Here is a 14833-nt window from a genome sequence, read left to right as displayed (position 1 = left end):
AGTGCTTAGGGAACAGCCTCGCCATGTGCATGAAGGCAGAATTATTCACGGGTCAGCCAGTTGGCGGGCAGCTCCTCAAGATCCGCCGGCCGCCGGTAGCGCTCGCCGATTTCCTTGAAGCGTTCCAGCACGTTGTCGTCGAGCAGCCCGCTCTGGTTCGGCGCGCCGTTCAGAAGGAAGGACACGTTGCGGCTATTCGAATCGTTGATTTTGTCGAGGGCCCAATCGGCCGATTTCAACTCCATGTCCGTATCCGTCGTTCTCCAGAACCAGGTTTTCGTCAGAATGTTGCAGCTCGCGCCAGGTCCGGCGAACGCATCGGAGATTTCCTGTCCTGCGGCGTTTTCGTAGAAAGCGATGTCGGTATGGGCGAGATCATCGCAGCCGATGTTCATAAGCAGGCAATCGGGCTGCAGTTCCTTCACGAGGCCGTCGATTTCCTCGAATGGAAGATCCTCGTAATTGGGCCCTCCCCAGTGCGCGTTCCAACCGTCGATGATCAGGAACGGTAGATCGCCGTATTCGGTCAACAGCTCGCGAAGCTGGTCTTTGATGAATTGCTTATCTTCCGTCGTGCATTTATTTCGGCCGATCCGATGGTGCAAATCCAGCATGGAGAAATACAGCCCGGCTTCGATTCCTTCCTTGCGGAATGCGTCCAAATACTCCTTCACGACGTCTCTTGCGATCGCTGCATTCCGGACGCAATGCTCCGTATATCGGGTGGGCCATAGGCTGAAGCCTTCGTGATGCTTGGCCGTCAACGCGGCGAAGGTCATGCCGGCGGACTTGGCCGCTCCGGCCCATTGCGCGCAATCGAGTTGGTCGGGGTGCCAGTCTTGCGGATCGAAGACGAATCTGCGAGGCGCGCCGTGATTCTCGTGCGAGTACTCCCAATCCTCGATCTCCGAGCTGGCGAACTGGAACGTCGCGCTATTGAAATGAATGAACATGCCCGACCGCTTATTCACGAACCATTGCTGCCTTTGGATTAATCGCTGCTGCTTCATAGGGAAGCCTCCTGTATCATTGGAATCGTATGACATCTACCACTATAATCGAGGAAAATCCCTAAATCATCTAACGATGACGACGTTATAGCATACGATTTCGACTTTTGCTATCGATGCGCGTTCGCGGGAATTTGCCTGATTGAATGCGTGTCGGGGCATCCGGAATCGGTATGGCCTTGGATGACAACTTGAAGAATCGCCAATTTGATGAGACGATAGAGTCCGACTGGGAGGTATCTGGCATGACGTACAATATTCTGATTGTCGATGACGAACGGATCGAGAGGGAGGGCATTGCCTTTCTGATTCGGAAATTCGGGTTTCCGATCCGTTGCCGGGAAGCGGAGAACGGCGAAAGGGCGCTGGAGGAGTTGGACAAAGAACCTTGCGAAATCATGTTCTGCGATATCAAGATGCCCTATATGGACGGGATGGAATTGTCGGCAAAAGCGAAAGCGCTTTATCCGGATTTGAAAATTGTTTTTCTTACCGCTTACGGAGAGTTTTCCTTCGCCAAGCAGGCGATTGAAATCGGCGCTTTGGGTTATTTACTGAAGCCGATCATTCCGGAAGAGTTCGAATCTATGATGAAAAAAGTATTGGAGGAGTGCCGGTGCGACGAAGCGAAGAAGCGGGAGGCGGCAGCAGTAGCGGCCATGTCGCTGCAAGCACGCCAGTACGAGAAGGAACGGCTGCTGTTCAACTTGATCAACGGTCTTCGGCCTTCTCCGTCCAGTTCCCCGCAGGAGCGGAACGAATTCCCGGTACGAATGCTGCTGTTATCCTGTCGCTCTTCCTTCTTCGACAGAGAGAAGGAGGAGTGGAGCGGTCCGCTTCGGGATGCGGTCGACACGGATTATGAGGACCTGGTGTTGAACGAATCGCAATGCCTTCTGTTTGTGGACGATCGGGACGGCTTTGATTTCGCGGCAGTCGCGCCGCGAATTGTGCAGTTGTTCGAGGACATCTTCCGTCAAACCGTATTTATGACCTGCAGCAATCCGATCCGAAGCCAAGAACACTATGCAGCCGAGTTTGACAAGCTGGAGCAAGCGCTGACCTATCAGTCTTTCTCCGACCGCAGCCTGATCCTAACCGACGGAGAGTCCGCGGCATCAGACGGAGAGATTGTGGAGTCGTGTACGCAAGCGATCAAGGCGGCGTTCGAAGCAGACGACGTGACCAAGGTCAGATATCATCTGGACCTTCTGTTCGGCCACCTGCAAACCAAACGGAGCTATTCGCAGTTCTACATCAAGGTTATGCTGTTCGAACTGGTGAAGACCGGCATGGCCCGATTGAAGGAAGAGGGCAGTTCCCGACAGGTGGCGGATTCCATCGACGCTGCCGGCAGCCTTGCGGATATTCGCGATCTCTTGTTGAACGTTGTAGGGGATTGGGAGAGGGGGCTCGTCTCCGAGCCGAAATACAGTACGCAGATCCATCATGTCAAACGTCTGATTGAAGAGCATTATGGGGAGTCGATCGGGCTGGAGTGGCTTGCCTCCCGCGTTTATCTCGTACCAAGTTACTTGAGCTTCCTATTTCGCAAGGAGACCGGCACAAGCCTCAATAAATACATTACGACGTATCGGATGCAAAAAGCGGAACGGCTCGTCCGGGAAACCAACATGAAAATCGTGGAGATCGCCAGAAGCGTCGGCTACGAAAATTTGTCTTATTTTTGCTCGCTCTATCGTACTCATTACGGTATCACGCCCCAGAAGCATCGGGAGGACGTGGCCACATGAAGCTGTTGGTGAAGCTTTTTGAGAACATGCTGCTGCAGCGCAAACTAATCGTGACCTATTCGATCGTGATTTTTATACCGCTGCTTGTGCTCGGAAGCTACGCTTACTTCCAAAGCCGCGTGTTGCTCGAGAGACAGGCGGTTCAAAGCATTGAACGCGAATTGGACACGATCGAGAGCCATTTGGCCTATAAGATGGATCGCTACAACGCGATCATGGACATCATCATTCTCAATTCGTCGACGACGCGAATTTTGTCTCACGACTATATCGATTACATTAATTTGGCTGCGGATTTGAAAGGGTATCTCGATCCCTTATTCAAAATTACTACGTTGAGCAACGCGGAAATTCGGCAATTGACCATTTATCCGAACAAGTCGCTGCCGCGTTACGGCAATTATCTGCTTAACGCCGAGTCCTTCCAATATGAATCGTTGATTGACCGCAATCGGTTGATAAACAATAAGATCGGCTGGTATGTTAATACACAGTTGAAGCGGATTGAGGCCGTCCGTAATATTCCCAGCGCTTCGAGCTCGCCCAGTCTCGGATTTCTGTACATGAGCCTCGATCAGGACCAATTTTTTGCCGGACTTGAAGGCACGGTGAGCACTCCAGGAGATTTGAAAATTATCGATGAGAACGGTTACATTCTGTTTGCCGGAACCGAACATGCACAGCGCTCGTCCGAGGAAAGCGGCCGTCACCTGCAACTTCAGCGACTTCTTCCGGTTTCGGGTTGGACTATCCAGTATGAAATGTCGCAAAAATATGTTTTGCAGGAAACGGAAAGCATCTTGTACACCATGTTCCTGATTATCGGCGTCTGCATTCTGATCATGCTCGTGCTGAGCTGGTTCTTTTCCCGAACGCTGGTTCGTCCGATTTTGTATTTGTACACGAAGATGGACCTGGTGAAACGCGGAGACTTCACAGTGCAGATTCGCAGCGCGGCCAGAGACGAGATCGGCATGCTGACCAATCAATTCTCCGACATGCTTGCCCGGATCAATGAGCTGATCGAAGAGGTCTACCAGCATCAAATCAAGAAGCGGGAAGCCCAACTAATCGCGCTGCAGGCGCAAATCAATCCTCATTTTCTATACAATACGTTATCCATTGTCAACTGGAAGGCGCTGCAGCTCGGTTCGGAGGAGATCAGCCGAATCGTCACGACCATGTCGCGTTTCTATCGGAAAGCCTTGAACAAAGGGAACAATATTATTTCGGTACGGGACGAGTTGGAACTGACCAAAGCGTACATCGACATTCAATTGATTATGCACGATCACAGCTTCGAGGTTCATTACCGGATAGAAGAAGCAATCTGTGAATACGACATGCTCAACTTGTTGCTGCAGCCGCTTGTTGAGAACGCGATCGAACACGGCATCGACCACCGTCGCGAAGGAGGGGGCCTGTTGCTGCTGGAGGGGAGTGCCAAGGACGGCACGATTGAAATTGCCATTACGGACAACGGTCCGGGCATGGAGGCGGATACGTTGGAGTCGCTGCGACTCGGCAAAGGCCGCGGTTACGGCATTTTCAATACGCGGGAGCGGATTCAACTGCTGTTCGGACCGGAGTACGGACTGCGCATCGACAGCCGGCCGACGGAGGGAACCAGGGTCACGGTCGTAATTCCGGCATTCCGGCGAAACAGCTAAAAATATTTGCGTATATCGAAAAAGTTTGTCGCATACGCCCCCAAATAGCGGGTGCTATAGTGAAATCAGGCGAAATTCCTGGTTTCATTTTTTTTGGAACAAGGCTTGCCATTCGGATGACAACAAGGGGGGAGCCGGCATGGAAAGCGATGCTGTACCAGCAAGAATCGATAAAAGAGGGGGGATATGGAAGCAGGTTGTTCATTATAGAGTGTTGTATGTCATGATGCTGCCCGGAATCGCCTACTTCATTCTGTTTCACTATGTGCCCATGTACGGCGTAACGCTTGCTTTCAAAAACTTCTTGTTCATGGAAGGCATATCGGGCAGTCCGTGGGTCGGTCTGAAACACTTTGAAAAGGCTTTCTCAGATCCCTATTTCTTTCAGATTATCCGCAATACCTTGTTGATCAGCCTCTACAAGCTGTTTTTCGGTTTTCCTGTCCCGATCCTGTTCGCCCTGCTGTTGAATGAAGTCACTTCCCTGCGATTCAAGAAGCTGGTGCAGACCGCGTCGTACTTGCCGCATTTTATTTCCTGGGTCGTGATGTCCGGAATTTTCATCATGGTGTTTTCATTCGACGGTCCGATCAACGAACTGATCAAGGCGTTGGGAGGCGATCCGGTCCTTTTCTTGGCGGATGAGCGGTATTTTCGCAGTATTTTGGTGATTACCGATATTTTCAAAGGATTCGGATGGGGCTCGATCATTTATTTTGCCGCTATTTCGGGGATTGACCCTCAATTGTACGAGGCGGCGATCATGGACGGAGCGGGGCGGCTCCAGCGAGCGCTGCGGATTACGCTGCCGATGCTTGTACCTGTAATCGCGATTATGCTGATCCTGAATATGTCTGGCATCCTGGACGCCGGTTTCGATCAAGTTTTCAATATGTATAATCCGAGCGTGTACCATGTTTCCGATATTATCGATACCTATGTATACCGGAAAGGCTTGGTTGAGATGCAATACAGCTACTCCAGCGCGGTCGGATTGTTCAAGTCGGCCGTTGCGCTAATCCTTATCCTGATCGTGAATCGCATTGTCAGAACGATCGGGGGGAAGGAGTACGCTTTATGGTGAAATTCAGAACGCGAGCCGACATCGTTTACGACGTGTTCATCTACGCGGTGCTTATGTTCGTTTTGTTCGTTACCGTCTTTCCGTTCTGGAATCAGATCGTGACTGCGTTGTCGGGCAACCAAGGGGAGACGATTACCTTTTATCCCAAAAGTCTTTCTTTCCAAAGCTTTCGCCTCAGTCTGGACTATCCGGGGTTGTGGACAGGATACCGCAACACGATTCTGCGTACCGTATGCGGCGTTGTGCTGAGTATTACTGTAACCGCCATGCTGTCCTATCCGCTGGCCAAGTCAAAGCTTCCGTTTAACGGTTTGATTACCGGTATGGTTCTGTTCACCATGCTGTTCGGCGGAGGTTTGATTCCGAACTACCTGCTGATCAAGTCGCTGAACTTGCTGGATACCTTTTGGGCGCTGCTGCTTCCGAGTCTGGCCGGGGCCTTTAATGTCTTCATTATGCGGAACTTTTTCCGTTCGCTGCCGGACAGCTTGGAGGAATCGGCCCAGATTGACGGAGCAGGTTACTTTCTGATCTTCACGCGGATTGTTGTGCCGCTGTCGGCGCCGGTTCTGGCAACCGTTGCGTTATGGATCGCCGTTAACCACTGGAACGCTTGGTTCGATGCGATGATCTACATCAGCTCGCCCGACAAGCAAGTGCTTCAAGTTATTCTGCGGAAAATCATTATCGAGAACAGTCTGACCGACATGGAGCGTCTGACGATGGGGACGTCGATCGACAGTCTGTTTTCCGCCAAGCAGCTTCAGGCGACGATGATCTGCTTGTCCGTTCTTCCGATGCTGGTCGTCTATCCGTTCGTCCAGAAATATTTCGTAAGAGGCATTATGGTGGGGGCAGTTAAAGGGTAATTTGCTTAATACAACTATACATTTGTTGAAAAGAGGGAGCGCACCATGAAAAAAAACAAGCGCGGACTTATCTCCATGTTGTGCATGATCATCGTAGCGGGCACGGTGATGGCCGGCTGCAGCAGCTCCGGCAACAAGGGAACTGCCGAATCTTCCGCAACATCGCAGCCGCAGGTTTCGGCCGCCGCTTCCGACGAAGGCGAGAGCGCGGCTCGGCTGGATATGAAATTTTGGACTCGCGGATTGCCGGTAGAGAACGCTTTTACCAAGAAGTATGCGGAGAACCGCTTTAACGTGAATATCGAACACTTGGTGATGGACGACAATTACAAAGAAAAAGTCAATTTGATGATTGTATCCGGTGATTTTCCCGATTACATCAAGGATATGTCTTTTGCCGAATACGACCAATACGTGCAGCAGGGCGTACTTGCGGAAATTCCGATCGAGCTGCTGGAGCAGCATGCGCCCAAATATATGGCTTGGTTGAAAGAGGTGATGGGCAGCGACGATCCGTTCCGTTACTTCCAACGCGACGGGAAAAACTACGCCATGCCGAATATGTGGACGCCCGCAGTGTCGGTCAACGCGCTGGGCATGCGGGAAGATTGGCTGGAGAAGGTCGGCATTGCCAAAAAACCGGAAACGCTCGCCGAATTCGAAGAGGCGTTGATCAAATTCCGCAACGACGATCCCGACAATAACGGCAAGAAGGATACCTATGGCGTATCGGCGGCACTCGGTTCGGCTAACGACATCCAAGGTTTGTTCAGCTACGTATTTGCGGCTTTCGGCGTACATCCCGGCCTATTTTACGAGAAGGACGGCTCCATCAAGCGCGGCGAGATCGAACCCGCCGCCAAGGATGCGCTTGCCGTGTTGCGCCGTTGGTATGAAGCGGGGCTGATCGATCCCGAGTTTGTCATTAACAAGGGAGATAACCTCGATCAGAAGGTATTCGAATCGAAGGTCGGCATGCTGCAATCCGCCTGGTGGAACTTTATTCCACCGGAAGCGTTCTTCGAAGGCAAATACGTCGACAAGATGCCCGATGCCAAATGGCTTGTGCTGAACGGTCCGCAAGGTCCCAATGGCGATGCCGGCTTGACGCAAGGCAATCCGATGACCAACTCCGGCGTGCTGTTCCTCAAGCACATGGAACAGGATCGGGAGAAGATGATTCGGTATATCGAGATGATCGAAGCTTTCAATTTCGAGCCCGAGTATTTGGAGTTAGCCAACTACGGCGAGGAAGGGGTTACCTTCCGGAAAAACGGCGAAGCCTACGAATGGATTCCTCCTTACGATAAAAAGGAGGAGCAGCAGAAATTCGGCATTGACCGCAGCATCTATCATTATGACGGTATCTTCAACAACTACGATCTGCAAGCGCCGTTTATGACCGCGCCTCAGTACAGAGAGATTCGGCGGGAAGCGGAACAGACAGGCAAGGGCAAATACGATATTTTGTATCCCGTGCACAAACCCGTCTATAACGATTATTTTGATCGGTTGGATCAATTTACGGTCAAATCGTTCATCAACTTCATTTCCGGACGAAGCAGTCTGGACGATTTCGATAAATATGTTGCCGAGTGGAACGCCATGGGCGGAGACAAGGTGATGGAGGAAGCTCGGCAATTGTACGCGGGCTTGCAATAAAGCGTGAGACGAAAGAAATTAAGAATGCACGTAAATTGACACAGTTGATACAAGTGAACTATAGTCTATGTATTCTTGTTCGTAGAAGGAAAGGAATCGTAGGCTATGTCGAGTTATCCCTATTCCCGTATCAAAGACGACATCAAGCGCAGAATTATGGAGGGCGAATGGCTCAAAAACGCGAAGCTGCCCTCCAGTCGGGATTTTGCCGTTCATTATCAGGCCAGTGTCAACACGGTCGAGAAAGCGATCAAAGAGCTGTGCGCGGACGGGCTGCTGAAGCGGGACAGCCGGAGGGGGACATTCGTCGACAGCGGAGTGAAAGCGAAGGCGGAACACGGCGGATCGGGCCTTGTCGCGGCTTCCGTCATCGGCATCGAAAACCCTCTTTGGGCGACGGCGCTTCGGGGCATCGAGGACGTGCTGCACGTTCACGGCTTTCACTTGCTCAGCTACAGCGACGACAGAAGCTTGGAGAAGCTGGAATCGTTGATCAAGGGGGCGGTCGCGAAGCGAGTGGACGGCGTCATCCTGAGCCCGTTCGTAGACCGGGAGAACTTGGAGCGCAACAAGCGGTTGTTCGAATGGCTGCAGAGCAACGGAACGCCGCTCGTGTTTCTCGACCGTCATCTCTATGACAGCGATATTCCGTTCGTCACTAGCGACAACGTGGCTGGAGCTTACAGTCTGACGAAGCTGCTCATCGATCATGGCCATCGCAACGTCGTCTTCATCCGGAATTCCGACTTGAGTACGCTGAACGAACGGTTTTTGGGCTTTAAGCAGGCTTATTTGGATCGCGGGCTCGAATTTTCGCCGGAACAGGACATTCTTATCCCGACCCGTTTCGAAAATTTCGAAGAAGAGTTCGAAGCATACGCGTCGCGCGTCGCGGAAGTGATTCGGCTGCGGGGATGCACGGCCGTGTTCGCGGCGAACGACCAGATCGCGGAAGCGGTCATCGCCGCCTTGAACAAGTTGGGGATGGCCATGCCGGGAGACGTCTCGCTCGTGTCGTATGACGCCGTCAACCTGAACCGCAAATTCAAGCTGGACGTAACTGGCGTCAATCAGCCCTTCTACGATATGGGAAGAACCGCGGCCGTCCAATTGATGAATCTGATCGAAGGCAAGGGGCATCAGTCTGTTCTGGGCCAAATCTGCAAGGCGGAGATTCATAAGGGCGGCACGGTCGCCCAGATTGGAGTGCCGCGGCAAGCGGACCGGGAAGAAACGAGATAAGAGTCAGGCAAGCTGAAAAGGGCTGTTCGATAAGCGAGCAGCCCTTTCCTATATCATCTGTATTAAAGTTATTCGATATCAGTAAAACGAATTGACAATATTGGGTCGCTAAACTATCATTCATGAAGAAAAGTAATACAGATAATTTTTATTTGTATCAATTTAATGATACAAAGGAGGTTTGCCCGACATGCGAAATAGAGAAGTGTTGTTTCATATTGAGAAATGGTTAAGAGAGAAGGACCGGTTCATCTACCGCAAGATCGGCGAACCGCTCGACATCGCGTATCTTCCGGCGAATAAGTGGATGCCGGTGGAGGAAGCTGCGGAGGCAGCATTCTCCCCGATTCGGCCGGGCGATAAGTGGGGGGAGTCCTGGCACTACGGGTGGTTCAAAGGGACGTTCGTCGCGCCTCCGGAGGCGGAAGGACGGCGAATCGCGCTGGAGCCCGACTTCGGCTCGGAGAGCACGATCTACATTAACGGCAAGCTGGCAGGATCGAAAGATTGGCAGCATCGCTGGACGACGCTATCGCTGCAAGCCAAGGCGGGGGAGCGGTTCGACTTGTTGGCCGAAGCTTACGCCGGACACGATCGCGAGCTGCCGGTCTGCGGCCGAACGACCGTATCGGTTGTGAACGAGGAGTGGTACCAGTTCTTCATCGACCTGGCCGCGCTGTACCAGCTTCGCGAAGGGCTTGAGGCTTCTTCCCTGCGGGTCGCGGAGATCGACAAAGGCTTCTCCCGACTGATCGCGGACATCGATTGGGAACTGGCCGCATCCGAGGATGCGGCGGTCGCGTCGGAAGCCGCGCTGCGGGCGAGGGCGATCTTGAAGCCGCTGCTCGAATGCGTGAACGGCTCAACCGTGCCCACGTTGTTCATGATGGGCCAGTCCCATCTGGATATCGCCTGGCTGTGGCCGCTCGAAGAGACGAAGCGCAAAATCGCCAGAACGCTGTCCAATCAGCTCGCGCTGCTGGACGAGTACTCGGAGTATCGGTACACGCAGAGCCAGCCTTATCTTTTCCGCATGGTTAAGGAGCTGTATCCCGAGCTGTATGGGAGAATCAAGGCATATGTGGCCGAGGGGCGCATCATTCCGGAAGGCGGCATGTGGGTGGAGCCCGATACGAACATTCCGAGCGGCGAAAGTCTCGTCCGCCAGTTCCTGTACGGCCAGCGGTTCTACCGCGAGGAATTCGGCACGGACAGCCGCATGCTGTGGCTTCCCGACGTCTTCGGCTATTCGGGCAGCCTGCCGCAAATCATGCGCAAGAGCGGCATCCGCTGCTTCGCCTCCGTCAAAATGTTCCAGACCTACGACAACGTCGTCGACCCATTCCCGTACAACACGTTCGACTGGGAGGGCATCGACGGATCGTCGGTTCCCGTGCATCTGCTCGACTACGGTCCGTTCCCGAATCCGGCGGACGTCAAGTACGCGTTGATCCAGTGGAACGAGCGCGTGCAGAAGGAAGGCATCTCGACCCGACTCGTGCAATTTGGGTACGGGGACGGCGGAGGGGGAGCGAACCGCGACGATCTTGAGTTTTTGCGCAGAATGGGCAATCTCGAAGGGGTTCCCCGGACGGTCATTGCGTCTCCGATCGATTATTTCGAGGATTTGGCGGAGAGGGGCATGCCGGACGCGCGCTATGTCGGAGAGCTGTACTATCCCGCCCACAGAGGAACTTTAACGTCCCAGGCGAAAATGAAGACGGGCAACAGGCAGGCGGAGTTCGCCTTGCGGGAAGCGGAAGTATGGTGTACAATCGCCAGCTTGCAGGCAGGGAGAGCTTACCCCGCGAAGGAACTGGAGGAGCTCTGGAAGCGGCTGCTCCTGCTGCAATTCCACGACATTCTCCCGGGCACCTCGATCACGCGAGTTCACGAGGAGGCGGAGCGGGAGTTCGAGGAACTGATCCGGGACGTCCGGTCGATTGCCGGCGAAGCGGCTGCGGCGTTGACGGACGGTTCCGATGGGAAAGCGACGTTCTTCAACTCGCTGCCCTGGGAGCGGACGGAAATCGTAGAGCTGCCTGCGGACGGAACGAAGGGCAAAGGCGGGTTCGCAAGAGTGACGGTGCCCGCGTTCGGGCAAGCATCGGTGAGCGAGTCCGATGCAGTCGGCGTTTCCGCTCATCAGGGCTTGGTCGTTGCGACCGCAGGAGGACTGGAGAACGAGCTGCTGCGAGTGACGCTGAACGAGTTCGGGGAAATAACGAGCCTGTACGATAAGGAAACGGGTTCCGAGTGGCTGAACAGCCCGGGCAACAGGTTCAAGATGTACCGCGACCAAACTTCCAATTACGACGCTTGGGAGATCGACCGCCGGTATGCCGAGTCGCTGGTCGCGTTGGAAGAGCCAGCCGCGATATCCGTCGTTTCGGAAGGTCCACTGGTCGCTTCCGTACTCGTCGAACGGCAACTGAACCGCTCTCGTCTAGTCCAGGAAATCCGCCTCGAAGCTGGAAGCCGCACGGTCAAGTTCGCGACCCGGATAGATTGGAAGGAAAGGCACAAGCTGCTGAAGGTCGGCTTCGATTTGGATCTCCACGCGAACGAAGCGCTGCACGAAATCCAGTACGGTTACGCGAAGCGGCCGAATCACTACTCGCGGCCTCACGACGCCGACCGCTACGAGGTCGGTCAACACAAGTGGTCGGCGATGATCGAAGGCAACCGCTGCTTCTCGCTGCTGAACGATTGCAAGTACGGCATCAACGCGCTGGGTTCGGAGATGAACTTGACGCTGCTGCGTTCGCCAGGGTGGCCGGACGATCGCGCGGACGAAGGCGTGCACGAGTTCACGTATGCCGTCCATGTCTGGAACGACGGATGGATGAGCAACCCGGTCGTGCGGGAAGCTTACGGGCTGAATGTTCCGCTGCTGCAAGTCCGCGGACAGGCGCCGGCGGCTGGACCGAGCCTGATTGTCTGCGATGCGGACAACGTCGTCATCGACGCGATCAAGCTCGCGGAAGACGGCTCGGGAGACTGGATCGCGCGGGCGTACGAAGCGAAAGGGGCGTCGGCGCGCTGCTCCGTCACGATCGGCGCAGCCGTCTCGGAGGCCCGGGAGACGAACATGCTCGAAGACGAGGTTTATGCGGAATTGCCCGTGGAAGCCGCGGCCGGAGCGACCAAAGTCGTCTTGTCGTTCAAGCCTTTCGAGGTCAAAACGTTGCGCTTCCGGAAATAGAGGCGTACAAGGGGCATATCTCTTCCCGCTGGACGGGAAGAGATATGCCCCTTGCCTGATTCGGTCCGCAGGAGTATAACTGAGAGTAGCGAGTTTAACGGCGAACAGAGCAGGTGACATCGGTGGAAATCAATTATTGTTCGGCATGCGGCGGCAAAATGGAGACGAGAGACGTGGACGGAACGCCGAGAAGGGCCTGCACGCAGTGCAGCTTCGTCCATTGGGGCAATTACAGCATCGGCGTGGGCGCGCTTGTCGTGAAGGAAGACAAGGTGCTGCTCGTCCGCCGGGCGCAAGATCCCGGGAAGGGCTATTGGACGAATCCGGGCGGCTATATCGAACAGCTCGAGCCGATCGAGGAGACGATCGTCCGGTAAGTCAAAGAGGAGAGCGGCATTGACGCCGCGGTGAAAGGCATCATCGCGCTGCGCGATCAGCCGAGAAGCATACATAATGTGTATATCGCTTTCGAGTTGGACTACGTCGGCGGAGAGCCGGTCCCGGATCAGGCGGAGGTCGACGCCGCAGGGTTCTACAGCTTGGAGGAGATGGAGACGATGAACGTGGCGCCCTTCACGAAGTGGCTCGTGGACGTCGCGCTTCACGGCAGCATGGACGGGCTGGCGATCGATAGGACGCCTGTCGTTCCGTTAAACGGGTACGGATTGTTTCGAGTCTGATTAAAGGGCGGATGAGCAATGGCGGCGAGGCGTTTTCAGGGGACAAAGTCGACGGCGGGCGGCGGGCGCGCGCAAGGGAACGCGGGGCGGAACGCTTCCCCGTCGCATGGCATGCAGGCAGACCGGATACTGGCGATGCAGGCGTCGGTCGGCAATCAAGCGACGATGGGCATGATGGAACAGGAGGCCTCGGGGCTTCCGGACAACTTGAGGAGCGGGATGGAGAATTTGTCCGGCTATTCGATGGACGACGTGAAAGTCCACTACAATTCCGACAAACCGGCGCAGCTTAACGCCCATGCGTACGCGCAAGGGAGCGATATTCACGTCGCCTCCGGCCAGGAACAGCATACGCCTCACGAAGCTTGGCACGTCATGCAGCAGGCGCAAGGCCGGGTGCAGCCAACCTTGCCCGACCCTATTTAAGGCTTGCGACCAGCAGGGATGCTCCCGGGAAGGGCGGCATCCCTTGCCGCTTCCGCCCGGGCGGAAGTTTTCAGCGGAAGGAGACAAGACGCGAAGGTGAACGGATCAAGAAAAAAGCCGACGATGCAGCATATCGCTGACAAATTAGGCATATCGAAATCGCTGGTGTCCAGAGCGCTGGCCGGCGACGCGCAGGTCAGCGACAGGACGAAGGAACAGGTGAGACTGACGGCGATGGAGCTGGGGTATCCGATCAACTCTTCCGCTGCGGCAGTTCCTTCTTCGCGCACGGGCAACGTGGCGGTGCTGATGCCGCGCGCGCATCTCAGGGACGCCGAGTTCTGGGGCAAGGTCGTTGGCGGGACGGAGGAGGAGCTTCATCGCTCGGCGTTCAGTCTCGTGCTGGGCTGCATCGCGACGGACGAACCGGTGAAGAGCGGCCTGCCGAGCTGCATAACGGACCGCAAGGTCGATGGCGCGATCGTCATGGGCCGCGTCCCCGTCGGCTACATTGCGGAAGTGCTGGCGACAGGCATTCCCGTCGTGCTGGCGGATGTCATGGCGGACGGACTGAAGCTGGATCACGTGCTTGCCGACAATTACCGAGGCGGCTATGAGGCTGCTTCCCTCCTGCTGCAGAAAGGACATCGCAAGCTGCTGTTCGCGGGCGATCCCGGCTTCTCGTACAGCTTCGCGGAACGCAAGCGCGGGGCGGAGCGGGCCGTGGCTCAGTTCGAGCCGCAAGACGGGACCGAAGCTCCCTCGCTCTCCTTCGTCGATTCGGCGCTGCTCGAGGACCAATGGTTGACCCTGCCGGGCGAGGAGTTCGCCGCGGCGCTGAAGGGGGACGTCACCGCGGTCGTCTGCGCCAACGATTCGATCGCTTTCGCGGCGCTGGAGCGGCTGGCCGAGCTGGGGCTGCGCTGTCCGCAGGACGTGTCCGTCGTCGGCTTCGACAACGTCGAACGCTGCGAATGGGTGACGCCGTCCTTGACGAGCGTGGACGCCGGCAAGACGACGATCGGCAAGCGCGCCGTCGAGTTGCTGCTGCGCAGAATGGAGCATCCGGAGGAGCGGCCGGAGACGCTGTATATCGCCACAGAGATGGTGGAGCGGAATTCGGTTGCAGAACATTTTAACAATTTCATTAAACAAGTTTAATTAAATATTGTAACAAACCCCTTTTCGACGTAAGATCAGGTTAGCCATACTTACGAGAGGGGTTATTTGT

Annotated in this window: 12 protein-coding genes; 11 read left to right on the top strand and 1 reads right to left on the bottom strand. The window is 55.0% G+C overall.

Annotated elements, in window-relative coordinates; genetic code table 11:
* Window positions 1-41: 41 nt before the first annotated feature.
* Window positions 42-1010, bottom strand: a complete 969-nt coding sequence (locus B0G52_RS04670) for an alpha-L-fucosidase (protein WP_094042341.1) — start codon at window positions 1008-1010, stop codon at window positions 42-44.
* Between the two features lie 245 nt (window positions 1011-1255).
* Between B0G52_RS04670 and B0G52_RS04665 the strand changes: the two genes are divergently transcribed.
* The 11 genes from B0G52_RS04665 (at window position 1256) to B0G52_RS04620 (ending at window position 14763) form a co-directional block, all read left to right on the top strand.
* The gene (locus B0G52_RS04665) at window positions 1256-2764 is read left to right on the top strand and encodes a response regulator transcription factor (protein WP_158223584.1); all 1509 of its coding nucleotides are present in this window, start codon (window positions 1256-1258) and stop codon (window positions 2762-2764) included.
* Window positions 2761-4434 (top strand): sensor histidine kinase, encoded by a 1674-nt coding sequence (locus tag B0G52_RS04660; protein ID WP_094042339.1) that lies wholly within the window; start codon window positions 2761-2763, stop codon window positions 4432-4434. The genes B0G52_RS04665 and B0G52_RS04660 overlap by 4 nt, the downstream gene beginning before the upstream one ends.
* 139 nt (window positions 4435-4573) lie before the next feature.
* On the top strand, window positions 4574-5518 hold the full coding sequence (locus B0G52_RS04655) for an ABC transporter permease (RefSeq protein WP_094042338.1): 945 nt from the start codon (window positions 4574-4576) through the stop codon (window positions 5516-5518).
* Entirely contained in the window at window positions 5512-6387 is an 876-nt protein-coding gene (locus B0G52_RS04650) for a carbohydrate ABC transporter permease (RefSeq protein ID WP_094042337.1), read from the top strand. Before B0G52_RS04655 ends, B0G52_RS04650 begins: the two co-directional genes overlap by 7 nt.
* A 45-nt stretch (window positions 6388-6432) precedes the next feature.
* Entirely contained in the window at window positions 6433-8049 is a 1617-nt protein-coding gene (locus B0G52_RS04645; protein ID WP_094042336.1) for a type 2 periplasmic-binding domain-containing protein, read from the top strand.
* 105 nt (window positions 8050-8154) lie between these two features.
* Window positions 8155-9291: a GntR family transcriptional regulator gene (locus B0G52_RS04640; protein ID WP_094042335.1), complete on the top strand. Its 1137-nt coding sequence runs from the start codon at window positions 8155-8157 to the stop codon at window positions 9289-9291.
* A gap of 190 nt (window positions 9292-9481) precedes the next feature.
* Window positions 9482-12496, top strand: a complete 3015-nt coding sequence (locus B0G52_RS04635) for an alpha-mannosidase (RefSeq protein WP_094042334.1) — start codon at window positions 9482-9484, stop codon at window positions 12494-12496.
* Between the two features lie 122 nt (window positions 12497-12618).
* A complete protein-coding gene (locus tag B0G52_RS36100; protein ID WP_233162368.1) occupies window positions 12619-12873 on the top strand; it encodes an NUDIX hydrolase in 255 nt (84 codons plus the stop codon).
* Between the two features lie 30 nt (window positions 12874-12903).
* Window positions 12904-13176: an NUDIX hydrolase gene (locus B0G52_RS36095; RefSeq protein WP_233162366.1), complete on the top strand. Its 273-nt coding sequence runs from the start codon at window positions 12904-12906 to the stop codon at window positions 13174-13176.
* Between the two features lie 18 nt (window positions 13177-13194).
* Complete coding sequence (locus B0G52_RS04625; protein WP_094042333.1) at window positions 13195-13602, top strand: eCIS core domain-containing protein; 408 nt, start codon at window positions 13195-13197, stop codon at window positions 13600-13602.
* Between the two features lie 96 nt (window positions 13603-13698).
* A complete protein-coding gene (locus B0G52_RS04620; protein ID WP_158223583.1) occupies window positions 13699-14763 on the top strand; it encodes a LacI family DNA-binding transcriptional regulator in 1065 nt (354 codons plus the stop codon).
* Window positions 14764-14833 lie beyond the last annotated feature (70 nt).

The organism is Cohnella sp. SGD-V74 (genome assembly GCF_003001675.1).
In the GTDB taxonomy this organism is placed as follows: domain Bacteria; phylum Bacillota; class Bacilli; order Paenibacillales; family Paenibacillaceae; genus Cohnella.
This window is presented reverse-complemented; position numbering and strand designations above follow the sequence as displayed.